At 71.2% G+C, this 23,830-nt stretch carries 23 protein-coding genes; 6 read left to right on the plus strand and 17 right to left on the minus strand.

The genetic code is table 11. The features are described 5' to 3' along the window. Positions 1-81 precede the first annotated feature (81 nt). Positions 82-624, minus strand: coding sequence for a carbon monoxide dehydrogenase subunit G (locus ACE3QP_RS01955; protein ID WP_374433138.1), 543 nt, complete (start codon positions 622-624; stop codon positions 82-84). Positions 625-720: 96 nt separating this feature from the next. Between ACE3QP_RS01955 and ACE3QP_RS01960 the strand changes: the two genes are divergently transcribed. Beyond that, positions 721-1,686 (plus strand): NADPH:quinone oxidoreductase family protein, encoded by a 966-nt coding sequence (locus ACE3QP_RS01960; protein WP_374433139.1) that lies wholly within the window; start codon positions 721-723, stop codon positions 1,684-1,686. A gap of 11 nt (positions 1,687-1,697) precedes the next feature. On the opposite strand, the gene ACE3QP_RS01965 is transcribed toward ACE3QP_RS01960, so the two are convergent. The 7 genes from ACE3QP_RS01965 to ACE3QP_RS01995 form a co-directional block, all read right to left on the minus strand. Beyond that, positions 1,698-3,017, minus strand: coding sequence for a putative bifunctional diguanylate cyclase/phosphodiesterase (locus tag ACE3QP_RS01965; RefSeq protein WP_374433141.1), 1,320 nt, complete (start codon positions 3,015-3,017; stop codon positions 1,698-1,700). Beyond that, positions 3,014-4,420 carry an EAL domain-containing protein gene (locus ACE3QP_RS01970; RefSeq protein ID WP_374433143.1) on the minus strand — a complete coding sequence of 469 codons (1,407 nt, stop codon included), beginning with the start codon at positions 4,418-4,420 and terminating at the stop codon, positions 3,014-3,016. Before ACE3QP_RS01970 ends, ACE3QP_RS01965 begins: the two co-directional genes overlap by 4 nt. A gap of 80 nt (positions 4,421-4,500) precedes the next feature. Continuing rightward, positions 4,501-5,880 carry a putative bifunctional diguanylate cyclase/phosphodiesterase gene (locus tag ACE3QP_RS01975; protein ID WP_374433145.1) on the minus strand — a complete coding sequence of 460 codons (1,380 nt, stop codon included), beginning with the start codon at positions 5,878-5,880 and terminating at the stop codon, positions 4,501-4,503. Then, complete coding sequence (locus ACE3QP_RS01980) at positions 5,877-7,268, minus strand: EAL domain-containing protein (RefSeq protein WP_374433147.1); 1,392 nt, start codon at positions 7,266-7,268, stop codon at positions 5,877-5,879. Before ACE3QP_RS01980 ends, ACE3QP_RS01975 begins: the two co-directional genes overlap by 4 nt. A 15-nt stretch (positions 7,269-7,283) precedes the next feature. Next, on the minus strand, positions 7,284-8,081 hold the full coding sequence (locus tag ACE3QP_RS01985) for a xanthine dehydrogenase family protein subunit M (RefSeq protein ID WP_374433148.1): 798 nt from the start codon (positions 8,079-8,081) through the stop codon (positions 7,284-7,286). Next, positions 8,078-10,420 carry a xanthine dehydrogenase family protein molybdopterin-binding subunit gene (locus tag ACE3QP_RS01990; RefSeq protein ID WP_374433150.1) on the minus strand — a complete coding sequence of 781 codons (2,343 nt, stop codon included), beginning with the start codon at positions 10,418-10,420 and terminating at the stop codon, positions 8,078-8,080. Before ACE3QP_RS01990 ends, ACE3QP_RS01985 begins: the two co-directional genes overlap by 4 nt. Further along, entirely contained in the window at positions 10,417-10,893 is a 477-nt protein-coding gene (locus ACE3QP_RS01995) for a (2Fe-2S)-binding protein (protein ID WP_198110367.1), read from the minus strand. Before ACE3QP_RS01995 ends, ACE3QP_RS01990 begins: the two co-directional genes overlap by 4 nt. A 115-nt stretch (positions 10,894-11,008) precedes the next feature. Here ACE3QP_RS01995 and ACE3QP_RS02000 point away from each other — a divergent pair, with 115 nt between their 5' ends. Together ACE3QP_RS02000 and ACE3QP_RS02005 are read left to right on the plus strand one after the other, a co-directional pair. Then, positions 11,009-11,956 (plus strand): XdhC family protein, encoded by a 948-nt coding sequence (locus tag ACE3QP_RS02000; protein ID WP_374433152.1) that lies wholly within the window; start codon positions 11,009-11,011, stop codon positions 11,954-11,956. Continuing rightward, positions 11,953-12,585 carry a glutathione S-transferase family protein gene (locus ACE3QP_RS02005; RefSeq protein WP_374433154.1) on the plus strand — a complete coding sequence of 211 codons (633 nt, stop codon included), beginning with the start codon at positions 11,953-11,955 and terminating at the stop codon, positions 12,583-12,585. Before ACE3QP_RS02000 ends, ACE3QP_RS02005 begins: the two co-directional genes overlap by 4 nt. Before the next feature lie 32 nt (positions 12,586-12,617). On the opposite strand, the gene ACE3QP_RS02010 is transcribed toward ACE3QP_RS02005, so the two are convergent. The 8 genes from ACE3QP_RS02010 to ACE3QP_RS02045 all read right to left on the minus strand — a co-directional run bounded on the left by ACE3QP_RS02010 (position 12,618) and on the right by ACE3QP_RS02045 (position 21,160). Next, positions 12,618-13,403: a 3-hydroxybutyrate dehydrogenase gene (locus ACE3QP_RS02010; RefSeq protein WP_374433155.1), complete on the minus strand. Its 786-nt coding sequence runs from the start codon at positions 13,401-13,403 to the stop codon at positions 12,618-12,620. A 13-nt stretch (positions 13,404-13,416) separates the two neighbouring features. Beyond that, entirely contained in the window at positions 13,417-14,253 is an 837-nt protein-coding gene (locus ACE3QP_RS02015; RefSeq protein ID WP_374433157.1) for an alpha/beta fold hydrolase, read from the minus strand. Further along, complete coding sequence (locus tag ACE3QP_RS02020) at positions 14,250-15,311, minus strand: branched-chain amino acid ABC transporter permease (RefSeq protein ID WP_374433159.1); 1,062 nt, start codon at positions 15,309-15,311, stop codon at positions 14,250-14,252. The genes ACE3QP_RS02015 and ACE3QP_RS02020 overlap by 4 nt, the downstream gene beginning before the upstream one ends. Next, positions 15,311-16,339, minus strand: a complete 1,029-nt coding sequence (locus ACE3QP_RS02025) for a branched-chain amino acid ABC transporter permease (RefSeq protein ID WP_374433160.1) — start codon at positions 16,337-16,339, stop codon at positions 15,311-15,313. Before ACE3QP_RS02025 ends, ACE3QP_RS02020 begins: the two co-directional genes overlap by 1 nt. After that, on the minus strand, positions 16,336-17,064 hold the full coding sequence (locus ACE3QP_RS02030) for an ABC transporter ATP-binding protein (RefSeq protein ID WP_374433162.1): 729 nt from the start codon (positions 17,062-17,064) through the stop codon (positions 16,336-16,338). Before ACE3QP_RS02030 ends, ACE3QP_RS02025 begins: the two co-directional genes overlap by 4 nt. A gap of 562 nt (positions 17,065-17,626) precedes the next feature. Further along, entirely contained in the window at positions 17,627-18,370 is a 744-nt protein-coding gene (locus ACE3QP_RS02035; RefSeq protein ID WP_374433163.1) for an ABC transporter ATP-binding protein, read from the minus strand. Positions 18,371-18,377: 7 nt separating this feature from the next. After that, complete coding sequence (locus ACE3QP_RS02040; RefSeq protein WP_374433165.1) at positions 18,378-19,571, minus strand: substrate-binding domain-containing protein; 1,194 nt, start codon at positions 19,569-19,571, stop codon at positions 18,378-18,380. Positions 19,572-19,759: 188 nt separating this feature from the next. Continuing rightward, positions 19,760-21,160, minus strand: a complete 1,401-nt coding sequence (locus ACE3QP_RS02045; protein ID WP_374433177.1) for a sigma-54 interaction domain-containing protein — start codon at positions 21,158-21,160, stop codon at positions 19,760-19,762. Positions 21,161-21,382: 222 nt separating this feature from the next. Here ACE3QP_RS02045 and ACE3QP_RS02050 point away from each other — a divergent pair, with 222 nt between their 5' ends. From ACE3QP_RS02050 to ACE3QP_RS02060, 3 genes are read left to right on the plus strand one after another with little or no spacing between them, the layout of a single operon-like run. After that, the gene (locus ACE3QP_RS02050; RefSeq protein WP_198110330.1) at positions 21,383-21,694 is read left to right on the plus strand and encodes an NIPSNAP family protein; all 312 of its coding nucleotides are present in this window, start codon (positions 21,383-21,385) and stop codon (positions 21,692-21,694) included. 2 nt (positions 21,695-21,696) lie between these two features. Beyond that, entirely contained in the window at positions 21,697-22,023 is a 327-nt protein-coding gene (locus tag ACE3QP_RS02055) for an antibiotic biosynthesis monooxygenase (protein WP_374433167.1), read from the plus strand. Next, positions 22,020-22,700 (plus strand): ArsR/SmtB family transcription factor, encoded by a 681-nt coding sequence (locus tag ACE3QP_RS02060; protein ID WP_374433169.1) that lies wholly within the window; start codon positions 22,020-22,022, stop codon positions 22,698-22,700. Before ACE3QP_RS02055 ends, ACE3QP_RS02060 begins: the two co-directional genes overlap by 4 nt. Before the next feature lie 161 nt (positions 22,701-22,861). On the opposite strand, the gene ACE3QP_RS02065 is transcribed toward ACE3QP_RS02060, so the two are convergent. Further along, positions 22,862-23,626 carry a ParA family protein gene (locus tag ACE3QP_RS02065; RefSeq protein WP_374433171.1) on the minus strand — a complete coding sequence of 255 codons (765 nt, stop codon included), beginning with the start codon at positions 23,624-23,626 and terminating at the stop codon, positions 22,862-22,864. Positions 23,627-23,830: the final 204 nt, after the last annotated feature.

A 23,830-nucleotide genomic window follows, 5' to 3' on the forward strand; every position in this document is an offset into this window, starting at 1 on the left:
CCCGCGCCGCTCCCTTGGTGCTCTTGTGCGTGTGAACTACTGTAACCAGGGCCTGCTGGCTCCCCGTCGAGCCCACAGGCCCTAGCTCCGCCGTCCGCACAGCCAATCCCAGCAGCGCCGCCACCAGGGGCGTACCGCGGGGGGCGCGGGCGGCGGGGCCGACGGCGCTGTTGCTGCTGCGGCGGCCAATTCGCTGGCCAGGGCCTCGAAGAAGGCCTGGCTGAGTTGCCGGGCCGCCGGTTCGATCAGGCGCGCGCCCAGCTGGGCCAGGCGCCCGCCCACCTGCACCTGGGCGCGGTACTGCAGGCGCGTGCCCTGGTCGGCCTCGGGCCGCAGTTCCACCTCGGCCTCGCCCTTGCCATGGCCGGCCGCGCCGCCCTGGGCCTGGGCGCGCAGGCGGTAGCGCTGCGGCGGCTGCAGGTCGTAGAGCTCCAGCCGGGTTTGGAAGCGCGCCTTCAGCGGGCCTACGCTGAGCAGCAACTCGGCGCGGTAATGGCCGGGCGGCTCGTCGGCCTGCAGGGTTTCGCAGCCCGGCAGCGCGGCGCGCAGGCGCTCGGGGTCGTGCAGCAGCGCCCAGGCCTGCTCGGGCGTGCCGGGCAGCAGGGTCTGGCCGCTCAGTTCCATCGGGCATCGAGGTGCATGCACACTCCGTTCGCATCGTGGGCGGATGCTGCCGCCGCTCTTTCGCCCGCCCAAGCGGGCAGACCCTTGGAGTTCTCTGTGCACGCCTGGATCTGTGAACAAGCGACGGGGCTGGACGGCCTGCGCTGGGCCGAGCTGCCCGACCCCCAGCCTGGCCCCGGCCAGGTGCGTGTGGCCATCGAGGCCGCCAGCCTGAACTTTCCCGACTGGCTGATCGTCAACGGCCAGTACCAGATGAAGCCGCCGCTGCCCTTCGTGCCCGGGGCCGAGTTCTGCGGTCGCGTGGTGGCGCTGGGCGCGGGCGTGGACGCCGCCCTGCTGGGCCGGCGTGTGGCCGGCTTCGCGGGCTTGGGCGGCTTTGCCACGCAGACGGTGGCGCCTGCCGCCGCGCTGCTGCCCTTGCCCGAGAGCCTGCCGCCCGAGGCCGGTGCGGCCTTGCTGCTGACCTACGGTACCGTGGCCCATGCGCTGCAGCGCGCCGCGCTGCGGGCCGGCGAGACCCTGCTGGTGCTGGGCGCGGCCGGCGGCGTGGGCACGGCGGCCATCCAGATCGGCAAGGCGGCCGGCGCGCGGGTGCTGGCCGTGGCCTCGACGCCGGAAAAGCGTCAGGCCTGCCTGGACCTCGGTGCCGACCAGGCCCTGCCCACCGAGAGTCTGCGCGAGACGCTCAAGGCCGCCGCCCCGCAGGGCGTGGATGCGGTGCTGGACCCGGTGGGTGGCCCGCTGGCCGAGGCCGCGCTGCGCGCCCTGGCCTGGCGCGGCCGCTACTTGGTGGTGGGCTTCGCGCAAGGGCAGATCCCGGCCCTGCCCTGGAACCTGCTGCTGCTGAAGGAGGCCGCGCTGCTGGGCGTGTGGTGGGGCGAGTTCGCCAAGCGTGAGCCGGCCGCCAATGCCGCCCTGCTGGCCGGCCTGCTGCCCCTGTGGGAGCAGGGCAGCGTGCGTCCGGTGCTGGACCAGGTGCTGCCGATGCGCGAGCTGCCGGCCGCCTTTGCGCGCATGACGGCGCGTGCCGTGGTGGGCAAGCTGGTGCTGCGCAACGAATGAGCGGCGCCTGATCAGGCGTGCGCCTGCAGCCAGGCCCGGCATTCACCGGCCGGCAGCGGGCGCGCGAACAGATAGCCCTGGAAGCGCGCGCAGCCCATTGCCAGCAGCTGCTGGCGCTGGGCCTCGGTCTCGACGCCCTCGGCGATCACCTCCATGCCCAGGCGCTGGCCCAGCTGCACCACGGTGCGCGCCACTTCCAGGGCCCGCTCGCTGCTGCCCAGGGCGCGCACGAAGCTCTGGTCGATCTTCAGCTGGTCAAACGGCAGCTGGCTCAGGTAGGCCAGCGAGGCGTAGCCGGTGCCGAAATCGTCCAGCGAGGTGCACACGCCCTGCTCGCGGCAGCGCGCCAGCAGGCGGCGCAGGCGCTCGGGTTGGTCGGCCAGCACGGATTCGGTGAGCTCGAACTTGATGCTCTGCGGCGGCAGGCGGTGCTGGCGCACCAGCTCCAGCAGGCGCTCCAGGCCGGCGTCCTCGGCCAGCTGCAGCGCGCTCACGTTCACGGCCACCTGCAGCGGCCGCGCACCGGGCTGGGCCTGCCAGTCCTGCGCGAAGCGGCAGGCCTGGCGCAGCACCAGCTCGCCCAGCGGCACGATCAGGCCGTTGCGCTCGGCCAGCGGCACGAAGCGGGCCGGTGAGATCGGCCCCTGCACCGGGTGGCGCCAGCGCACCAGGGCCTCGACGCCAAGCGCGCGGCCCTGTGCATCGCATTGCGGCTGGTAGTGCAGCTCGAGCTGCTCCTCGGCGATGGCCCGGGCCAGGTCCAGCTCGAAGCGCGACTGATCGTCCAGCCCGGCGCTGCGCAGGTGCACGATGCCGGCCAGCAGCAGCGCACTCAAGAGCGGCGCCGCCACCACCAGGCGGGCGCGCTCGGCCTCGGCCAGGGCCGGCGTGATGCCGAGCGGGTTGGGCTGCAGGGTCAACCAGGCCAGCAGGCCCAGCAGGCCGGCGCAGCAGGCCAGGCGCAGCAGGGCGGGCTCGCGCGCCAGCAGCAGGTAGGCCATCAGCGTGAGCGGCAGCAGGTAGAGGTGCACGCTGCGCGGGGTGTGCTCGGGGGCGTCGGCCAGGGGTACATCCACCCACAGGCCCAGCACCACCACGCACAGCGCCAGCGCCAGGATGCAGACCCAGGCCGCCGCGCGGCCATGGCCCCGTTGCAGCAGGGCCAGCACGGCCAGGGCGCCCAGGGCGCCGAGGCCGGGCCCGAGCAGGCGCTCGGGCTGGCCCAGCGCCAGCAGGCTGAGCACGAAGCCCAGGCTGGCCAGCAGGGCCAGCCAGGCGCTGAGCTGCAGGGTCCAGCGGCGCCGCTGGCCGAAGATGGCTTCCTGCGTCATGCCGCGGCCCGCGGGTCTGCGCGCTGCGCCTGTCGTGCCAGCCAGGCCGGCAGCTCGGCGGCCGGCATCGGCGCGGCCAGCCAGCGGCCCTGGAAGACCGTGCAGCCCAGGGCCAGCAGCTGCTGGCGTTGCGCCTGGGTCTCGACCCCCTCGGCCACCACCTGCATGCCCAGGCGATGACCGAGCGAGAGCACGGTTTCGGCGATGCGCAGGCAGCGCGCATCGCGCCCCAGGCCGCGCACGAAGCTGGCGTCGAGCTTGAGCTGGTCGAACGGCAGTTCGGTCAGGTAGGCGAGCGAGGAGTAGCCGGTGCCGAAATCGTCCAACGCGGTGGCGATGCCGAGTTTGCGGCAGCGCAGCAGGCGCTCGCGCACGCGCTCGGCCTGCTCGGCAAAGACCGCCTCGGTGACCTCGAACACCAGGCGGCCGGGGGCGAGCCCGGCGCGTTCCACCTGGGCCAGCAGGCGCTCGAAGGCGGCGCCGTCGTGCAGCTGGGCGGGGCTGAGGTTCAGTGCCAGCGGCAGCTCGCGCAGGCCGGGCTGCTGCTGCCAGGCCTGCAGCAGGCGGCAGGCCTCGCGCAGTGCCCAGTCGCCCAGCGGCAGCAGCAGGCCCTCGGCGCGCGCCAGCGGCAGGATCTCGGCGGGGCTCAGCTCACCGCGGCGCGGGTGCGACCAGCGCAGCAGCGCCTCGACCCCCAGCACGCGGCCCTGCGCATCGCATTGCGGCTGCAGCGCCAAGCGCAGCTGGCCGCCGGCAATGGCGCGTGCCAGCTCCAGCGCCAGGCCCTTGTGCTCGCGCAGCTCGGCTTCTTCCAGATGCAGCACCCAGGCGCTCAGCAGCGCGGCGGCGGCGACATTGAAGATCGCGCCCCCGCGCTGCAGCTCCGGCCCCAGGGGCGGTGCACCGGGGGCCAGATCGGGCAGGCTGGCCCACAGCACCAGCAGGCCCAGGCTGACGCCCTGCACGCCGTCGCGCAACCAGCGCGGCTGTTCCTGCAGCAGAAAGCGCTGCACCAGGAAGAGCGGCAGGCAGAACAGCAGCACCGAGCGCGGCGTGCCGGCGCTGGGCTGGTCGATCCACAGGGCCACCAGGGAGATCGCCAGCCAGCCCGTCAGGCTGAGCACCAGGCTGGCCGCGAGCGCGTGGCCTTGGCGGATCAGCAGGGCCTGCAGGGCCACCAGGCTCAGGCCGATGGCGTACAGGCCGGCCGCGCCCCAGTCGGCACGCCAGCTGAAGAACAGGAACCAGGGCAGCAGGGACAGGCCCAGACCGAGTGCCGATGCCCAGAGCATGCGCTGCTGGCGACGCGCGTAGCCGGCCTCGGCCGCGCGCAGCCAGGGCCGGGCGCGAAAGCGCTCCAGCAGCAAGGCCGCCATGAACAGGCGCGAGCTCGGCAACTCCACGGCCCTCTCCCTGATCCCGGTTGATCCGGTGTGAGCCCAGTGTGTTCATCGCGCCCCCCGGAGCGGCTCTGGTGGAAACCCTAGGCCGACGTGGATTCCGTCGCACGGCGGCGCTGCAGCCAGGCCAGTGCCTCATCCTCTTGAAGGGGGCGGGCGAACCAGTAGCCCTGGAAGCGGCTGCAGCCCATGCCCTGCAGCAGGGCCAGGTGCTCGGCGGTCTCGACGCCTTCGGCCACCACTTCCAGCCCGAGTTCGCGGCCGAGCTGGATGACGGACTGCGCCAACGCCTCGGCGCGTGCGTGGCGGCCGAGGTTCTTCACGAAGCCCTGGTCGATCTTCAGCTGGTCGAATGGCAGGCCGCGCAGGCTGGCCAGCGAGGCATGCCCGGTGCCGAAGTCGTCCAGCGCGGTGCGGATGCCGGCGGCCTGGCAGCGCGCCAGGCGCGCGCGCAGGCTGGCCTGGTCCTGCACGATCAAGGACTCGGTGAGCTCGAACTTGATGCTGCCGACCGGCAGCTGCGCCGCCTGCACGGTCTGCAGCAGGCGCTCGAAGGCCGCCTCGTCCTGGAATTGCGCGGCGCTGACGTTGATGGCGATGCTCAGATCCCGCAGGCCGGGCTGCTGCTGGCAGCGCGCCGCAAAGGCGCAGGCCTTGCGCGCCACCTGCTCGCCCAGCGCCAGGATCAGGCCGCTGCGCTCGGCCAGCGCCACGAAGCGCGCCGGGGAGACGGCGCCGAGCTGCGGGTGCTGCCAGCGCACCAGCGCCTCGGCGCCGAAGGGGCGGCCGGTGGCATCGCACTGCGGCTGGAAGTGCAGGCTCAGTTCGTCCTCGGCCAGCGCGGTGGCGAGGTCCAGCTCCAGGCGCAGCTGGTCGTGCAGGTCCAGCTCCTGCAGGCGCGTGAGCAGCGCGAACAGCACGGCCGCCAGCACCGGCACGGCCCAGGCCAGGCGGCGGTGCTCGCCGGGCGGCAGCACCAGCGGCTGGGCAAAGGGGTTGTCCAGCACGCACAGCAGGCCCAGCAGCAGCAGCAAGCTGGCGCTGGTGGCGCTGCGCAGCAGGCGCGGCTCGCGCGAGAGCCAGAAGCGCGCCAGCAGCAGCAGCGGAATCAGGTAGAGATGCAGGGTGCGCGGCGTGCCGTGCTGCGGCAGATCGGCCCACCAGGCATTGACGGCGATGCCCAGCGCGCTGGCCAGCACCAGGAAGAGCGCGGCGTCGCGCACCAGACCGGCGTGCAGCAGCCAGGCGGCGCCCAGGGCCACGCCGAGGTAGCCCAGCTGCAGCTGCGCCAGCCGCTGCTGGCCTTGCAGACCGAAGCGCAGCGCGAAGCTCAGCGAGAGCAGGCCGATCAGCGCAATGGCCACCCACAGCAGCAGCTGGCGGCGGCGCTCGAACTGCGGGTCGGGTGGCGGCTCGGGCGGGCTCCAGGCGCGCCCGGCACCCTTGACGAGGGCCGGGCTCACCGCGCCGCCTCCGCCCACTGCTGCAGCGCCACCGGGGTCATCGGCAGGCCGATCCAGTGGCCCTGGAAGCGTGTGCAGCCCAGCTGGCGCAGTGCCTCCTGCTGGGCTGCGGTCTCCACCCCCGCGGCCACCACCTCCAGGCCCAGGCGCTGGCCCAGCTGCACCACGGCCTGGGCGATGCTGTTGCGCTGCGCCGCGCCGGGGTCCAGGGTCTGCACGAACTGGCGGTCGATCTTCAGCTGCTCCAGCGGCAGATGGGCCAGGCTGGTCAGCGCCGACCAGCCGGCGCCGAAGTGCTCCAGTGCTCCGCACACGCCCAGCGCCTGCGCCCCTTCCAGCACCGCCTCCAGGGTCTGCGGGTGGGCGGCGAACACGGGCTCGGCCAGCTCCAGGCGCAGGCGCCCGGGGGGCAGCTCCAGCAGGGCCAGCTGCTCCAGCAGGCGCTGGCGGGCCGTGGCGTCCTGCACCTGCAACAGCGAGAGGTTGATGGCGATGGGCACTGTGCCGAGCTGCGGGTGGCCCTGCCACTGGCGCGCCAGCGTGGCCGCCTGGCGCAGCACCCACAGGCCCAACGGCACCATCAGGCCTTCGCGCTCGGCCAGCGACAGGAATTGCGCCGGCCGCAGCAGACCCCGCTGCGGGTGGGGCCAGCGCAGCAGGGCTTCCAGGCCGACGAGGCTGCCGTTCTCGTCGCACTGCGGCTGCAGGTGCAGGCTGAGCTGGTCCTGCGCGATCGCCTGCGCCAGCTCCAGCGCCAAGCCCTGGCGCACGCGCGCCTGCGCCGCGCCGGCGCGCGCCAGGTTCTGCGTCAGCAGCGCGGCGCCGACCAGGCTCAGCCCCAGGCCGGCCAGGCGTTCGCCGTGGCTCAGCGGGGGCGCGCCGGTGCCGACATCCGGCAGGGCGCACAGCAGCACGAACAGCGCCAGCGTCAGCAGCCCGGCCAGCGCGCGCCACAGCGGGCGCAGGCCGGCCAGCAGCACCGGCCGCGCCAGGTAGAGCGGCAGCAGCACGAATTGCACGCCACGCGGCAGCGCGTCGACCGGCCGGTCCACCCAAATCCCGAAAGCGGCCACGGTGGCCCAGACCCCGCCGTACAGCAGCAGCGCCCCCAGGCGAAAGCGCCCCCGCTGCGCGCACAGCACCAGGGCCAGGCCCAGCAGCACGCCCAGCCCGCACAGCAGCGCCGGCAGCCACACGCCCCGCCAGGCGAAGTACAGCAGCCAGGGTGCGCAGGCCAGCAGCAGGCCCAGCGCGCCCAGATCGAGCTGGCGCCGGCGCCGCTCCGGCGCCGCGACCGCTTTCTCGCGCCGCTCCTGTGCCAGCAGCAGCAGCCGGGCCGTGCCCAGCCAGCGGCGCCAGCGCAAGGGGTTGCCGGGGGCGGTGTGCACCTCCGGCCGCCCGCTTCAGCGCCCCAGGCTGGCCCGGGCCACGGCCCGCGCGCAGAGCTCGGGAATCAGCGCCGCGCGGTAGGCCGCGCTGCCGTGCAGATCACTCAGCAAGCCCTCGGCGCCCAGCGCCACCGCACGCGCGGCCTCGGGCCGCCAGTCGGCCTGCAACGCGGCTTCGAGCGCCTTGGCGCGAAAGGCGCAGGGCCCGGCGCCGGTGACGCCCACCCGCACGCCCAAGGGCCCGCGGCTGACGAACACCCCCACCAGCGCGAAGCGCGAGGCGGGCTGGCGGAATTTTTCGTAAGCGCTCTGCTCGGGCACCGGGAAGCTGACGCGCTGGATCAGCTCGCCCTCTTCCAGCGCGGTGTGGAACAGGCCCTGGAAGAAGGAATCGGCCGGCAGCACGCGACGGTCGGTCTGGATCAAGGCGCCCAGGCCCAGCAGCGCGGCGGGGTAGCAGGCGGCCGGGTCGGCGTTGGCGATGCTGCCGCCCAGCGTGCCCATCTCGCGCACCTGGCGGTCGCCGATCTGCCCGGCCAGCTCGGCCAGGCCGGGGATCAGGCCCTGCACATCGCGCGAATCGGCCACCTCGGCGTGCCGGCTCAGTGCACCGACATGCAGGGTGTGCTCGCCCTCGGCGCGGATGCCGCGCAGGCCATGCAGATGGCCCAGGTCGATCAAGGCGCTGGGCGTGGCCAGGCCCAGGCGCAGCGCCGGCAGCAGGCTCTGGCCGCCGGCCAGGTAGCGCGCCTCCGGGTGGGCGTGGAAGGCCTCGATCGCCTGCTCGACCGATTCGGCGCGGGTGTAGTTCATTTCGCGTTTTCTTTCAGGATCTGCCAGACCTGGAAGGGCGTGGCTGGCATCGGCACATCCTTCACGCCCAGGGCGTCGCAAATGGCGTTGATGACGGCCGCTGGCGCGCCGATGGTGCCGGCCTCGCCGCAGCCCTTGGCGCCGATGGGGTTGTGCGGGCAGGGCGTGCCGGGCAGGGTGTGCACGGCGATGTCGGGGATGTCATCGGCGCGCGGCATCGCGTAGTCCATGTAGCTGCCGGTCAGCAGCTGGCCGCTGTCGGGGTCGTACACGCCGTGCTCCAGCAGCGCCTGGCCGATGCCCTGGGCCACGCCGCCTTGCACCTGGCCTTCGACGATCATCGGGTTCATCACGTTGCCGAAGTCGTCCACGGCGCTGAAGCGGTCCACCTTCACATGGCCGGTGCGCGGGTCGATCTCGACCTCGCAGACATGGCTGCCGGCCGGGAAGGTGAAGTTGGCGGGGTCGTAGAAGGCCAGCTTCTCCAGGCCGGGCTCCATCTCGCCGAGCGGGTAGTGGTGGGGCACGTAGGCGGCCAGCGCGATGTCGGTGAAGCGGCGCTGGCGCTCGCCGTGGCGGAACACGCCGTTCTCGAACTGCACCTGCTCGGGCGCGCAGTCCAGCAGGTAGGCGGCGATGCGGCGCGCCTTGTCGAGCACCTTGTCCAGCGCCTTGACGATGGCCGAGCCCCCCACCGCCAGCGAGCGGCTGCCGTAGGTGCCCATGCCGAAGGGGATGCGGCCGGTGTCGCCATGCACGATGTCGACGTCCTCCACCGGAATACCCAGGCGCCCGGCCACGAGCTGCGCAAAGCTCGTCTCATGCCCCTGGCCATGGCTGTGGCTGCCGGTGAACACGCTGACCTTGCCGGTGGGGTGCACGCGTACCAGGGCGCTCTCGAACAGGCCCGCGCGGGCGCCCAGCTGCCCCGCCAGGTGCGAGGGCGCCAGGCCGCAGGCCTCGATGTAGCAGCTGTAGCCGATGCCGCGCTTGAGGCCGCGAGCCTCACTGACCGCTTTGCGGGCCGGGTAGCCGGCCAGGTCGGCCAGCTCCAGCACGCCGTTCAGCGTGGCGTCGTAATCGCCCACGTCATAGGTCAGCCCCACCGGCGTGGCGCAGGGGAACTGGCGGATGAAGTTGCGGCGGCGCAGTTCCACCGGGCTCAAGCCCAGCTCGCGCGCGGCGGTTTCCACCAGGCGTTCCACCACATAGGTGGCTTCGGGCCGGCCGGCGCCGCGGTAGGCGTCCACCGGCGCGGTGTGGGTGAACACGGCCGTCACCTCGGCATGGATGGCGGGCGTGCGGTACTGGCCGGCCAGCAAGGTGGCGTAGAGGATGGTGGGCACGCAGGAGGCAAAGGTGCTCAGGTAGGCGCCCAGGTTCGCCGTGGTGCGCACGCGCAGGCCCGTGAACTGCCCCTGGGCGTCCAGCGCCAGCTCGGCCTCGGTCACGTGGTCACGGCCATGGGCGTCACTCAGAAAGCACTCGCTGCGCTCGGCCGTCCACTTCACCGGCCGGCCGATCTGGCGGCTGGCGTGCACCAGCGCGGTTTCCTCGCTGTACAGAAAGATCTTGCTGCCGAAGCCGCCGCCCACATCGGGCGCGATGACGCGCAGCTTGTGCTCGGGAATGCCGAGCACGAAGGCGCACATCAGCAGGCGCTCCAGGTGTGGGTTCTGGTTGGCCACGTAGAGCGTGGTGTGGTCGTCGGCCGGGTTGTGGCTGGCATTGGCGGCGCGCGGCTCGATGGCGTTGGGGATCAGCCGGTTGTTGCGAAAGGCCAGGCGCGTGACGTGCGCGGCCTGCTCGAAGGCGCGCGTGGTGGCGGCCTCGTCGCCCACCTCCCAGCGGTAGCAGACGTTGTCCGGCGCCTCCGGGTGCACGGCGGTGCCGTGCGTGCTGGCGTGCGCGGTGTCGGCCACGGCGGGCAGCTCCTCGGCCTCCAGCACGATCAGCGCGGCGGCCGCCTTGGCCTGCGCCAGCGTGTCGGCCACCACCAGGGCATAGGGCTCGCCCACATGCCGCAGCACTCCGTCGGCCAGGATGGGGTGGCGCGGCTCCTTCATCGGGCTGTTGTCGGCCGAGTGGATCAGCCAGCCGCAGGGCAGGCCGCCGAAGGCGCGGAAGTCGGCCCCGGTGAGCACCAGGCGCACGCCGGGCGCATCGCGCGCGTCGCTGGTGTCCAGGCGCTGGATGCGCGCATGCGCGTAGGGGCTGCGCAGGAAGAAGCCGTAGGTCTGGTGCGGCAGCACCAGGTCGTCGGTGTAGCGGCCGCGCCCCACCAGGAAGCGGTGGTCCTCGCGCCGCGGCAGGGCCTGGCCGATCGGGTTCGTGTTCATCGACGCACCAACTGGTCAGCGGCCTTCTGCACGGCGCGCACGATGTTGTGATACCCGGTGCAGCGGCAGAAATTGCCGTCCAGGCCGTTGCGGATGTCGGCCTCGGTCTCGCAGCGGGTGTTCGTCACCAGATCGAGCGCGGCCATCACCATGCCGGGGGTGCAAAAGCCACATTGCAGGCCATGGCAGTCCTGGAAGGCCTGCTGCATCACGTGCAGCGAGCTGTCGGGCGGCGACAGCCCTTCGATGGTGCGCACCTCGCAGCCTTCGGCCTGCAGGGCCAGCACATTGCAGGCCTTCACGGCGTGGCCGTTCAGATGCACCGTGCAGGCGCCGCATTGCGCGGTGTCGCAGCCCACATGGGTGCCGGTCAGGTCCAGGTCCTCGCGCAGCAGCTGCACCAGCGTGCGCGTGGCCGGCACCTCGCGCGTCACGGCCTCGCCGTTGACCATCAATTCCACCCGGTATCGCATCCCAGCCCCCTCATGGTTTCGGGCCATCGTCGCGCCCGGGGTGCGGGCTTCCAATGGGCCTTACCCGGAGCATGACGCCTGGATGCCGCGCGCGGCTCTGCGATGCTGCGCGCCCATGACGCCCGTCGATCTTTCCGTTCTGCGCCAGGCCCAGGCCTGGCTGGAGGCCGGCCACGCCGTCTGGCTGGCCACCGTGGTGCGCACCTGGGGCTCGGCACCGCGCCCGCCCGGCTCCCTGGCCGCCTGGCGCGACGACGGCGCCTGGGTCGGTTCGGTTAGCGGCGGCTGCATCGAGGACGATGTGCTGGACAAGGTGCGCCGCGGCCTGCTCGGCGAAACCGCCGTGCAGCTGCTGCGCTACGGCGTCAGCGCCGACGAGGCGCAGCGCTTCGGCCTGCCCTGCGGCGGCACGCTGGAACTGCACCTGGAGCGATTGGGAGCGCACAGCGCGCTGCCGGCGCTCATCGCCCGGCTGGAGCTAGGCCAGGCCGGCCTGCGCCGGGTGGCGCGGCGGGACGGCGCCACCCAGATCAGCCCGCCGCCCCCGGACACCCCGCGCCTGCAGTGCGACGAGGCCGCGCTTCAGCAAGTCTTCGGCCCGCCCTGGCGCCTGCTGCTGATCGGCGCCGGCCCCATCGCGGCCGTGCTGGCGCCGCTGGCGCGCAGCCTGGATTTCGAGGTCACCGTGTGTGAGCCGCGTGAGGAAGCCCTGGCCGCCTTCGAACCCGGCGGCGCGCGCCTGAGCCGCACCATGCCCGACGACGCCGTGCAGGCCTTCGCCCCCGACGCCGCCAGCGCCGTGGTGGCCCTCACGCACGACCCCAAGCTCGACGACCTCGCCCTGCTCGAAGCCCTGCGCAGCCCGGCCTATTACGTCGGCGCCATCGGCTCGCGCGCCAACCAGGCCAAGCGCCGCGAACGCCTGCGCGAGCATTTCGGCCTCGAAGACGAGTTGCTCGCGCGCCTGCACGGCCCGGTCGGTCTGCCCATCGGCGCCCACACCCCCGCCGAGATCGCCGTGGCGATCGCGGCCCATCTTGTCCAAGTCCGGAGACCCCAGTGATCCAGTTGCACTTCAGCCCCAGCAGCGCCGCCATGGCGCCCCATTTCCTGCTGCGCGAACTCGACTTGCCGCATGAGCTGGTGCGGGTGGACGTGGCCGGCGGCGAACACCGCCGTGAGCCCTACCTCCAGCTCAACCCGAACGGCCAGATTCCGGTGCTGGTGGACGGTGACTTGGTGCTGCACCAGACGGCGGCCATCCTGCTGCACCTGAGCGACCAGGCCGGCCGCCTGCTGCCCGCCGTGGGCACGCGCGAACGCGCGCTGGCCTACCAGTGGCTGATCTGGCTGACCAACACCCTGCAGCCTGCGCTGATCAACTACTTCTACCCCGAGCGCTGGGACGCCGAGCGCCCCGCCCAGATCAAGGCCCAGGCCGAGGCCAAGGTGCTGGCGATGCTGCAGCAGCTGGACGACCAGCTGGCCCGCCACGGCCAGCCCTGGCTGCTGGGGCCCGAGTTCACGGCGGTGGACTGCATGGCCTTCACCCTGTGCCGCTGGACGCGCAATTTCGCCGGCAAGAAGGCACGCGATTTCGCGCACATCGGACCCTATCTGCAGCGGGTGCTGGAGCGGCCGGCTTTGCAGAAGGTGTTTGAGGTGGAGGGTTTGGCGGCGCCGTTCTGCTGAGGCGGTTGCGCCCCTCGCGGGGCGCTCCTGGACTACTGCGCCGTCCAGCCCCCATCCACAGGCAAGGCCACCCCCGTGATGCCCGCTGCCGCCGGCCCGCACAGGAACACCGCCACCTCGCCGATGTGGCTGGGCGGTAGCAGGGTGAGGTTGGGCTGCTTCTCGCGCAGCAGATCGCGGATGCCGGCCTGGCGGTCGCCGCCGAAGGCCGCGGCACGGGCTTCAATCTGGGGTTGGATCAGCGCGGTGTCCGTCCAGCCCGGGCAGATGCAGTTCACGGTGATGCCGTCAGTCGCCGTCTCCAACGCCACGCCCTTGCTCAGGCCCACCAGGCCATGCTTGGCGGCAAGGTAGGCGCTCTTGTTGACCGAGGCCACCAGACCATGCACGGAGGCGATGTTGACGATGCGGCCCCAGCCGCGCGTGCGCATGCCGGGGATGGCAGCCTGCAGGGTGTGGAAGGCGCTGCTGAGGTTGATGGCCAGGATGGCGTTCCAGCGCGCGGTGGGGAATTCGGCGATCGGGCAGGTGTGCTGGATGCCGGCGTTGTTGACCAGGATGTCGATCGGCGCCAGCGCCGCCTCGGCGGCGGGCACCAAGCCCGCGGCGGCGGCTTCGTCGGCCAGGTCGGCCGGCACGTAGGCGCAGCGCGCGCCGGTCTGCTCTTGCAGGCGCGCGGCCACGGCTTGGCCTTGCGCGGTGGGCTCGATGCCATGCAGCACGACCTGCGCGCCGGCGCGTGCCAGGGCTTCGGCAATGGCCAGGCCAATGCCTTGGGTGGAACCGGTGACCAGCGCCGTGCGGCCGTTCAGGGACATGGGAACTCCAGATTCAGTGGGCGAGCAGAAAGCGCTCGATCAGGCCGAGCTGCTCGGGGGTGTTCAGTGCGGGCGCATGGCCGCAGCCTTCGATGACCACGCCCACTGCGCGCGGGCCGCGCACGCGCATGGCCTCGAAGACCTCGGGCGTGAGCAGGTCGGAATCGACGCCGCGTAGCGCCAGCACCGGCAGGCTCAGGCGGTCCCATTCGGCCCAGCGGCGGTAGTCGTCCGGGTGGTGGGTGAACTGCTCCACCATCGCGGGGTCGTAGTGCGGCGTCACGCGGCCGTCGGGCAGGCGGCGGGCCGAGGTCTCGGTCAGGCGCCGCCACTGCGTGTCGCTCATCCAGCCGTAGGGCGCATAGATCTGCCGGAAGTAGGCCTCCAGCTCGGTCAGCGTGGCGAAGGCGGGCGGCTGGCCGGCATAGGCGCGGATGCGCGCCAGCGCGGGTTCGGCCAGCTCGGGGCCGACGTCGTTCAGCACCAGGCGGCGGATGCGCCCCTGCAGCGGGCCGGCTGCCGCCACGAGGCCGATGGCGCCACCCATCGAGGTGCCGACCCAATGCGCCTGATCGACGCCCAGCTGGTCCAGCAGCGCGGTGGCCAGCTCGGCGTAGAAGTCCAGGCAGTACTCGTCGCGCGGCTGCGGGCTCCATTGCGAAAGGCCGCGGCCGATCGTGTCCGGGCAGATCACCCGGAACTGCGGCGCCAGATGCGCGGCCAATTCGTCCATGTCCCGCCCGGTGCGCGCCAGGCCATGCCAGGCCACGACGACCTCGGGGTTGGCCGGGTCGCCCCAGTCCATGAAATGGACTTCGCGGCCCAGGCAGCGGGCGTAGCGGGAGTTCATGACTTCTGAGTCCTCAGCTTGCCGACGATGCCGGTCGGGAAGTGATAGACGGAGAGGATGAACAGCACGCCCAGCCACAGCAGCCAGCGGTCCGGCGAGGTGATGGCACCGAGCACCGGCACATCGGCGAGCGGCCCTTGCGCCAGGCGCATCAGGTCCTGCAAATAGTTCTGCGCCAGCACGAACAGCACCGAGCCGATGACCGCGCCGTACACCGTGCCCATGCCGCCGATGACGACGATCAGCAGGATGTCCAACATGATCTCGAAGGACATCGCCGTTTCCGGCCCCACGTAGCGCAGCCACAGTGCCAGCAGCACACCAGCCAGCGTGGCGAACAGCGCGGCCAGCACGTTCGAGAGCGTGCGGTAGACGACGGTGCGGTAGCCGATGGCCTCGGCGCGGAAGCTGTTCTCGCGGATGGCCTGCAGCACGCGGCCGAAGGGCGAGTTGACGATGCGCAGCATCAGCAGCACCAGCACGGCCACCGCCGCGCACAGGCCGTAGTAGCTGAGCAGGCGGCCGTCCACGTCCACGCCGAACAAGGGCTCGTCCAGGAACACCGTGGCCGGGCGCAGCAGCTCCGGCACCTTGAAGTTCAGACCGTCCTCGCCGCCGGTGAAGTCGCTGAGCTGCGAGGCCAAGGTCAGGAAGGCCGAGGCCACGGCCAGCGTGATCATGGCGAAGAAGATCGCCTTGACCCGCAGCGAGGCCAGCCCGATCACGAGCGAGAGCAGCAGGCTGGCCAGCAAGGCGGCGCCGGCCCCCAGCAGCACCGCGTCCCAGCCCGGGCCCATGCGGTGACTTGCAATCGCGACGCCGTAGGCGCCGATGCCGAAGAACAGCGTGTGCGCAAAGCTGACGATGCCGGTGTAGCCGAGCAGCAGGTCGTAGCTGGCCACCAGCACGATGAACACCAGGGCCTTGGCCGCTACGTTCATCGGCTTGGTGCCGGGGAACAGGAAGGGCGTGGCCAGCAGGCCCAGAACGGTGACGATCAGGAGTGCGGCCAGCACGCGGCTGCGCGGCAGGTCGTGCGAGAGCAGATTGCGCAGCATCAGCCAGCCCTCCGCGCCACCGGGTACAGCCCCTCAGGCCGCCACAACAGCACCGCCACCATCAGCGCGATGTTCGAGAACAGCGCCAGCTTCGGCGCCAGAAAGCCGGTGTAGTTCGCCACCAGGCCCACCAGCAGCGCGCCCACGAAGCTGCCGAAGGTGGAGCCCAGGCCGCCAATGATGATGACGATGAAGATCAGCACATTGAGCTGCGCACCAATCTGCGGCGTGACGCCCTGCTGGTACAGGCCCCAGAGCACGCCGCCCAGGCCCGCCAGCGCCGAGCCCGCCACAAAGGTGCCGATGAAGAGGCGGCGGATGCGGTAGCCCAGGGCCTCGACCATCTCGCGGTCTTGCACGCCGGCGCGGATCAGGAGGCCCAGCTTGGTGCGGTTCAGCAGCCACAGCAGGCCCACCAGCACTGCAAGGCCCACGACCATCGCCAGCAGGCGGAAGCGCTCCAGCGCCACGTCGCCAAAGAGCAGCGCGCCGCGCAGGCCCTCGGGCGGGGTGATGGGCACGAGCTGCGCGCCGTACTGCATCTTCAGCAGCTCTTCGCCCACGATCATGCCGCCCATGGTGATGAGGATCTGCTTGAGGTGCAGGCCGTAGACCGGCCGCACCAGCACGCGCTCAAAGGCCAGGCCCACCGCCCCGGCCATGCCCATGCCCACCAGGCAGGCTGCACCCACCGCGAGCAAGTTTGCACCCAGGTTCGGGCTGGCCACCAAGCCGCTCAGGGAAGCGAGCACGGTCGTCGCCATGAAGGCCCCCAGCGCGATGAACAGGCCGTGGCCGAAGTTCAGCACGTCCATCAGGCCGAACACGAGCGTCAGGCCCGAGGCCATGATGAACACGATCAGGCCCATGGCCAGACCAGCCAGGGTGAGGGTGGCCCAGGAGCTGGGGCTGCCGATCAGGGGGAGGGCCAGCAGGGCCAGGCCGGCGAGCAGGGCCAGGGGCGCGACGTCAAAGCGCTCGCGCGGCAGGGCGGCCGGTGCTGTCGTTGTGGTTGTGGTCGCGTTCACTGATGGGCTCCCAGGCTCAGGCCGAGCAGGCGTTGCTGCAGCCCTTCGTCTTCCGCCAGTTCCTGCATGGCGCCGGTGTGCACCACGCGGCCGTCGTCCATCACGGCCACGCGGTCGCCCAGGGCCTTGGCCATGGCGAAGTTCTGCTCCACCAGCAGCACGGTGGTCTGTTGCTTCTTCAGCTCACGCAGCGCCTCGATGAGGTTCTGCACGATGGCCGGCGCCAGGCCCTTGCTGGGCTCGTCGATCAGCAGCAGGCGGCGCGGCTCGATCAGCGCGCGGGCAATCGCCACCATCTGCTTCTGGCCGCCGCTGAGCTTGCCGGCGGGGTATTGCCAGAAGGTCTTGAGGGCGGGAAAGAGGCGGAACAGCCAGTTCAGCCGCGCCTCGTCCAGGTCTTGCAGGCGCTTGGCTTGCCGAGCGGCCAGCAGCAGGTTTTCGGCCACGCTGAGGTCGTTGAAGATGCCCATGGATTCGGGCACGTAGGCGATGCCTTGCTGGGCAATCTCGGGCGTGCTTTGCTTGTGCTGGCTGCCGGCGAAGTCGATCGTGCCCTGGCTGTGCGGCCACAGGCCCATGATGGTGCGAAGCGTCGTGGTCTTGCCGGCGCCATTGCGGCCCAGCAGCATGGTCACCTGACCCTCGGGTACCTCCAGGTCGACGCCGTGGAGGATGTGGTAAGCGCCGATGTGGGTGTGGACTTGGTGGAGTTTCAGCAGGCTCATTGGGTTGTGCTTTGTTCGTTAGAGCCCGCAGGGGCTTCACCCCTGCACCCGACCCCCTTTTCTTTGCTGCGCCAAAGAAAAGGGGGGAAAAGAAAGGCGCTGAATGCACGCAGCCGACCTAGGGTCGGCCGCGACTGCACGGCTGGCTCACATGGCTCCCACACCCCTTCTGGGACTGCGAAAACCTGCCCGCTAAGCTGGCCGGAGTACCGGCCGACTAGACCACCGCAAACCATCGCGGGCTTTCTGCGATGAACGGACCCCCAACCAGAAGAGGATGGGGTTTGATGCTCATTGGGGGTCTGTTCTTCGGAGCGCCGAAGGTGATGGTTTGCGGTACCAGGGACGACCGGTACTCCGGGCGCCTTCGTTGTCCTGACCGTCGCAGTCAGATGAGGGCTCGTGTCAGTGTGAGCCCAAGCACCGCCATCACAGTTCGCCCCTAGGGCGACTGTGCGCATTGACGCCTTTCTTTGCCCCGCGTTTCTTTGGCAAGACAAAGAAATGCGGGTCGGGGTGCAGGGGGTGAAGCCCCCTGCGGGCTGCAACGCAAAAGCGAAGCTCACGCCGCCACCCCCAGATACGCGTTCTGCACCACAGCCGAAGCCATCACAGAAGCAGGCTCGCCATCCGCGACTAAGGCCCCCTGATGCAAGACCACGATCCGATCCGCCAGCTCGCGCACCACATCCATCTTGTGCTCCACCAGTAGGATCGTGTGCTTGCCCTCGCGCTTGAGCTCGCGGATGAGGTCCAGCACCACCGGCACCTCGTCCACGCTCATGCCCGCGGTCGGTTCATCGAACAGATAGACCTTCGGCTGCAGCGCCATCAACAGCGCCACTTCCAGCTTGCGCTGATCCCCATGCGGCAAGCTCGCGGCCAGATCGTTCGAACGTGCAGACAGTCGCACGCGCTCCAACAAGGCCATCGATTCATCGATCAAGGCACGGTGGCTGAGCCAGACCGAGAACAGTCGCAGGCCCAGACCACTGCGCGCCTGCACCGCCAGGCGCACGTTCTCCAGCACGGTCAGGTGCGGGAACAACTGCGTCAGCTGGAAGGCCCGCCCCAGCCCCCGGCGCGTGCGCTGCGGCGCACTCAGTGAAGTCAGGTCCTCGCCGTTCAGGAGCACCCGCCCGCCACTGGCCGGCAACTGCCCACTGATGAGGTTGAAGTAGGTCGTCTTGCCCGCGCCGTTGGGGCCGACGATGGCCGTCAGCGTGCCGGGTTGGAAGGTGCAGGACACGCGGTCGACGGCCACATGGCCGCCGAAGCGGATCGTCAGGTCTTGGGTTTCGAGCACGGGGCCCTCAGCGCTTGTTGCGGATGGGCACCGGCATGTCGCTCGGCTTGATCTCCCGCACCAGCTCCGGCACGCCCCACTCGAACGCCGGGTCCACCTTGATCTTGAAATGGAACATCGACTGCATGGCCTGGTGGTCCTCGGCGCGGAACCACATCTCGCCCTTCGGGCTCTGGAACTTCATGCCCTTCATGGCGGCCTGCAGCTTGGCCGTCTTGCTGTCGCCGCCGGTCTTCTTCAGCGCCTCGACGATGGCGATGCCGGCCGTCATGCCGCCGGCGGTGAACATGTCGGGCGGGGTCTTGAACTGCTTGTAGTGGTTGGCCACCAGCCACTCGTTGGCCGGGTTCTTGGGCATGCCGAAGTAGTAGTAGGCCGCGCCCTCCATCCCGGGGAACTGCTTGTAGGCCGTCATGGCCGGCAGGATGTTGCCGCCGGTGGCGATCTCGATGCCGTGGCGCTTCAGGTCGAGGTCGGCGATCTTGAAGGGGTTGCCCGCGCCGGCCCAGAGGATGAAGACGATCTTGCGGCCCGGCAGGCCCTTGAGCTTGTCGATCAGGCGCTGCGCGCCGGCGGTGAAGTCGGTGGTGCTGGTGGGCAGGTATTCCTCGTGCACCAGCTTGGCGGTCTTGAGCGCCTCGCGGAAGGCTTTGACGCCGTCGCGACCGAAGGCGTAGTCCTGCGCCAGGGTGGCGATGTGGGTGCCGGGCTTGTCCAGCGCCACGGCGTTGGCGATGGCGTCCTGCGAGCTGTTGCGGCCGGTGCGGAAGATGTAGGGGTTCCACTTCTCGCCGGTGATGGAGTCGGCCACGGCGGGCTCCACCAGCAGGATCTTGCCGGCCTCCTCGGCCACCGGCAGCAGGGCCAGGGCCACGCTGGAGCTGGTGGGGCCGACGGCCAGATCGACCTTGTCGTCCGCGTAGGCGGCGGCCAGCAGGTTCTTGCCCACATCGGGCTTGCCCTGGTCGTCCTTTTCCAGCACGACGATCTTGCGGCCGGCCACGGTCATCGTGCCGCCGGTGGCGTACTGCAGGCCCAGCAGCAGGCCGGTGTGCGTCTGCTTGCCGTAGGCCTCCAGCGGGCCGCTCTTGCTGTAGACATGGGCGATGCGGATGTCCTTGCCCTGGGCCTGGGCGGCGCAGCTGAGGGCAAGCAGGGCGGCGGCGGCCGCGGTATGGGCCAGGGAGCGGCGGTTCAGCATGGGGTCTCCTGAAGGCGGCCCCACGGGGACAGGGCCGGCGCTGGGCGCAAAGGGTGCAAGCCCCGTGCCATTGCGGGTTCACCCGGACTTTGCGGGGCGGCGCGCGGGGCGGCGATCGTGAGTTGCCCGGATTCCGGACAGGGCTGGTGAGCGCACAAACGGCAGCTGTCCGGAAACCGGACAGCTGCTCAGAGTCCGTACAGGGCCAGCTTTTCGTACAGCGCCGCGCGCGAGATGCGCAGCAGCTTGGCCGTGGCCACCTTGTTGCCCTGGGTGTGGGCCAGGGCGGCGGCAATGGCGCGGCGCTCCAGCTCGGCAATCTGCTCGGGCAGGGGGCGCAGGGCGGCGGCGGGGTCGGTGGCGTCCACGGCCGGGGCACTGATGCGTGCGGGCGCACCCGGCGCCGCAGCGGCGGCCGTGCCGCCCGGAAGCAGGCCGGCGAAGTGCCGCGCCTCCAGGCGCAGCGCGTCGCTCATCAGGCTGGCCTGCTCCAGCACATTGCGCAGCTCGCGGATGTTGCCCGGCCAGGCCTGCTGCGCCAGCAGGGCCAGGGCGTCGGGCTCCAGCGTGCGCTGCGGCATGCCGGAGCGGCGTGCGATGTCCTCGCCCAGGGCCTCGGCCAGGGCTTCCAGGTCTTCGCGGCGCTCGCGCAGCGGCGGCACGCGGATGGGCAGCACGGCCAGGCGGTAGTAGAGGTCGGCACGGAACTCGTTGCGCGCCACCATGGCCGGCAGGTCGCGGCTGGTGGCGGCGATGACGCGCACGTCCACGCGCCGCACGGTGTTGGAGCCCAGCGGCTCGAACTCCTGCTCCTGCAGCACGCGCAGCAGCTTGCTCTGCAGCGCCAGCGGCATGTCGCCGATCTCGTCCAGGAACAGGGTGCCGCCGTCGGCGATGGCGAACTTGCCCTCGCGGCCCTTGCGGTCGGCCCCGGTGAAGGCGCCGCCGGCCACGCCGAACAGCTCGGCCTCCAGCAAGGTGTCGGGGATGGCGGCGATGTTCAGGCCCACCAGGGACTTGGCGGCGCGCGGGCTGGCGGCGTGGATGGCATGCGCCAGCAGCTCCTTGCCGGTGCCGGTCTCGCCCAGCAGCAGCACGCTGGAATCGAGCGCGGCCACCTTGCGCGCCTGGCGCTTCACTTCCTGCGCCGCGGGGCTCACGCCGATGAAGCTGCTGATCGTGTACTTGGGCCGGCGCTGCTCGCTCAGCTGGCGGCGCGCGTCGTCCAGCTGCTGCTGCAGGTGGGCGAACTTCTGCACCACGGGCTGCAGCTTGGTCTGGTCGGCCAGCACCAGGCCGATGGCGCCGATCACCTGGCCCTGCGCGTCGTGCAGCGGCAGGCGGCTCACCACGAAGGTGCCGGCGCGGTTGGTCAGCAGGTCGACGAGGATCGGGCGGTCGCTCTCGATCACCTCGGCCAGCAGGGTGCCGGGCACCACGTCCTCGACGCGGCGGCCGACGAACTCCGATTCATGCGTGAAGCCCAGCGCCGGCAGGAAGTGCTTGTAGCCCTCGCTGATCCAGACGATGCGGTGCTCGCGGTCCAGCAGCATCATGCCGGTGGCGGCCACGGCGAAGTGCTCGAACATGGACTGCGCGGCCAGGCGCAGCACGCCGTCCAGATCGGCCGGCAGGGTGGGGGCGGGGAGGACTTCAGGGTTCACAGGGGCGCATTGAACCCCAGCGCCGCGGCCCCGCCCATCGGGCCTTCGCCCAGGGCGACGGCTGGGCGCTCATGCTTCGTTCGCGGCCGAAGTGTTCCAACCCGCGCGGCCCACACAGTGAGGGCCTTGACCCGCCCGGAGCCCGCCATGGCCCTCACCTGCTTCATCCGCTACGAGATCGAACCCTTCCGCAAGGAAGACTTCCGCCGCTACGCCCAGGCCTGGCTGCACATCATTCCGCGCCTGGGCGGTCGCCTGCTCGGCTACTGGCTGCCGCATGAAGGCAGCAGCACCGAGGCCTGGGGCCTGATCTCCTTCGACTCCCTGGCCGCGTACGAGGCCTATCGCAGCCGCCTGAAGGCCGACCCGGAGGCGCGCGCCAACTTCGAATTTGCCGCGCGCGAGCGCTTCATCCGCGCCGAGTGGCGCAGCTTTCCCGAACCCGTGCAGGCGGACTGAGCGTGTTCGCCGTGATCTTTGAAGTCGAACCCGCGGCCGGCGGGCGCGAGACCTACCTGGCGCAGGCGGCCGCGCTGCGCGCCGAGCTGGAGCGCGTGCCGGGCTTTGTCTCGATCGAGCGCTGTGAAAGCCTGAGCCGGCCGGGGCGCCTGCTCTCGCTGAGCTTCTGGCAGGACGAGGCCAGCCTGAAGGCCTGGCGCGAGCAGCCGGAGCACCGCGCCGCCCAGGCGCTGGGCCGTGCCGGCCTGTTCGCCGACTACCGGCTGCGCGTGGCCGAGGTGGTCCGAGACTACGGCCTGCACGACCGTGGCCAAGTGCCTCCCCGATGAACTCGCTTGCCAGCCTGGCCACCCTGATCGCCGACCCCAGCCGCGCCGCCATGCTCAGCCATCTGCTGAGCGGCGAGCTGGCCAGCGCCGGTGAGTTGGCGCGCGCCGCCGGCGTGGGCGCGGCCACCGCCAGCGCGCATCTGCGCAAGCTGCTGGATGCCGGCTGGCTGGTCTGCGAGCCGCGCGGCCGCCATCGCTACTACCGGCTCGCCGATGCCGAGGTGGCGCAGGCCCTGCAGGCCCTGCAGCTGGTGGCCGACCGCGGCCGCGCCGAGCAGGCCTGGGCCGGCCAGCCCGCACTGCGCTATGCACGCCGCTGCTACGGCCATCTGGCCGGCCGCCTGGGCGTGTGCCTGGCATCGCAGTGCCTGGAGCGCGGTTGGCTGCAGGCCGAGGAGCCGGGTCTGCTGCTGACCGAGCAAGGCCTGCGCGGCCTGCAGAGCCTGGACATGGACCCCGCCCCCTGGCGGCCGCGGGGGCTGCGCCCGCGCGCCGCGGCACACCCTTGCCTGGACTGGAGCGAACGCCGCGACCACCTCGCCGGCCCCTGGCCGCGCGCCCTGCTGCAGCACGCGCTGGCACAGGGCTGGCTGCAGGCCCGTACGGGCGAACGTGCGCTGGGCCTCAGCCCCTTGGGCGCGGCGCGGCTGAGCGCGGTGTTCGGGCCCTTGCCTTAGGGCAACGCTGAACAAGTCCCTCGTGCGTCGCGCATCCCTGGCTTGGGCGGGCTGCGGCGTTGCAAATGCTCGCCATAGCTGGGGCTATGGCTTTGCTTTGCGCCTTGCATCCCATCCCAAGCCAGGGCGCGCGCCATCACGGGGACTTATTCAGCGCCGCCTTAGGCCAGTGCGTCGTACAGCTGGCAGTAGGCCAGCGTCAGCGGGTGCTTGGGCTCCAGGTGCACCAGGGGCAGCGCGCGCTCATGGCTTTCCTTCACCTTCACGCTGCTGTTGAGAAAGGGCTGCAACACCGGCAGGCCCTCGTCCATCAGCGCCTGCACGGTGCGCTGCGGCAGGCTGGCGCGCGGTTGGAACTGGTTGACGACGATGCCCTCGACGCGCAGATCCGGGTTGTGATCGGCCTGGATCTCCTGCACGTTCTCCAGCAGCTCGTAGAGCGCGCGGCGGGCGAATTCGTCGCAGTCGAACGGAATCAGGCAGCCCTGCGCGGCGATCAGCGCCGAGCGCGTGTAGAAGTTCAGCGCCGGCGGGGTGTCAATCCAGACCTGGTCGTAATCCGCCTCCAGCTCCTGCAGCGCATCGCGCAGCTTGTAGATCTTGTGGCGGCTTTCCAGCTTGGTGTGCAGCTCGTCCAGCTCGCCCGAGGCCGGCATCAGGTGCAGGTTCTCGAACGGCGTCTCGGTGATGAAGTCGCCGGGCTTGACCGGGCGCACGCTGAACTTCAGCGAGCTCTCGAAGAAGGGCGCGCTGCCGGTGCCCTCGGCGGCCGGGGTGTCACCCATCAGGTAGCGGCTGGAGTTGGCCTGGCGGTCCAGGTCGATCAGCAGCACGCGCTGGCCCTGGGCGGCGGCAATTGCCGCCAAGTTCGTCGTGATGGTGGACTTGCCCACCCCGCCCTTCTGGTTGAACACCACGCGTCGCACAGCAGCTCCTGGTCGTTGAAGGCGCAATTGTGCGCTGCAGCAAATTTGCTTGCTGTGTGGGAGCCACATGCTCGCGTCCCCTAGGAGTCTGGGCGGCAGAAGGGAAGTCCCTGACTGCAGGTGAGGCCTGAGGTGCGTTGGGAGGCTATGGCCGCGCCCTACCTCCCCTACGAGCCGCAGCAGATGCTGCTGCTGCCTCAAGCC

Origin of the sequence: Inhella sp., assembly GCF_041912635.1 — a bacterium.
Lineage (GTDB): Bacteria > Pseudomonadota > Gammaproteobacteria > Burkholderiales > Burkholderiaceae_C > Inhella.

Excerpts from the sequence above, each read along its gene's own strand:
- ACE3QP_RS02050 (WP_198110330.1), top strand. The coding sequence starts at position 21,383 with ATGGCCCTCACCTGCTTCATCCGCTACGAGATCGAACCCTTCCGCAAG.
- ACE3QP_RS01965 (WP_374433141.1), bottom strand. The coding sequence starts at position 3,017 with ATGACGCAGGAAGCCATCTTCGGCCAGCGGCGCCGCTGGACCCTGCAG.
- ACE3QP_RS02060 (WP_374433169.1), top strand. The coding sequence starts at position 22,020 with ATGAACTCGCTTGCCAGCCTGGCCACCCTGATCGCCGACCCCAGCCGC.
- ACE3QP_RS01990 (WP_374433150.1), bottom strand. The coding sequence starts at position 10,420 with ATGAACACGAACCCGATCGGCCAGGCCCTGCCGCGGCGCGAGGACCAC.
- ACE3QP_RS02000 (WP_374433152.1), top strand. The coding sequence starts at position 11,009 with ATGACGCCCGTCGATCTTTCCGTTCTGCGCCAGGCCCAGGCCTGGCTG.
- ACE3QP_RS02015 (WP_374433157.1), bottom strand. The coding sequence starts at position 14,253 with ATGAACTCCCGCTACGCCCGCTGCCTGGGCCGCGAAGTCCATTTCATG.
- ACE3QP_RS02030 (WP_374433162.1), bottom strand. The coding sequence starts at position 17,064 with ATGAGCCTGCTGAAACTCCACCAAGTCCACACCCACATCGGCGCTTAC.
- ACE3QP_RS01985 (WP_374433148.1), bottom strand. The coding sequence starts at position 8,081 with ATGAACTACACCCGCGCCGAATCGGTCGAGCAGGCGATCGAGGCCTTC.
- ACE3QP_RS02040 (WP_374433165.1), bottom strand. The coding sequence starts at position 19,571 with ATGCTGAACCGCCGCTCCCTGGCCCATACCGCGGCCGCCGCCGCCCTG.
- ACE3QP_RS02020 (WP_374433159.1), bottom strand. The coding sequence starts at position 15,311 with ATGCTGCGCAATCTGCTCTCGCACGACCTGCCGCGCAGCCGCGTGCTG.
- ACE3QP_RS01995 (WP_198110367.1), bottom strand. The coding sequence starts at position 10,893 with ATGCGATACCGGGTGGAATTGATGGTCAACGGCGAGGCCGTGACGCGC.
- ACE3QP_RS02045 (WP_374433177.1), bottom strand. The coding sequence starts at position 21,160 with ATGTTCGAGCACTTCGCCGTGGCCGCCACCGGCATGATGCTGCTGGAC.
- ACE3QP_RS01955 (WP_374433138.1), bottom strand. The coding sequence starts at position 624 with ATGGAACTGAGCGGCCAGACCCTGCTGCCCGGCACGCCCGAGCAGGCC.
- ACE3QP_RS02010 (WP_374433155.1), bottom strand. The coding sequence starts at position 13,403 with ATGTCCCTGAACGGCCGCACGGCGCTGGTCACCGGTTCCACCCAAGGC.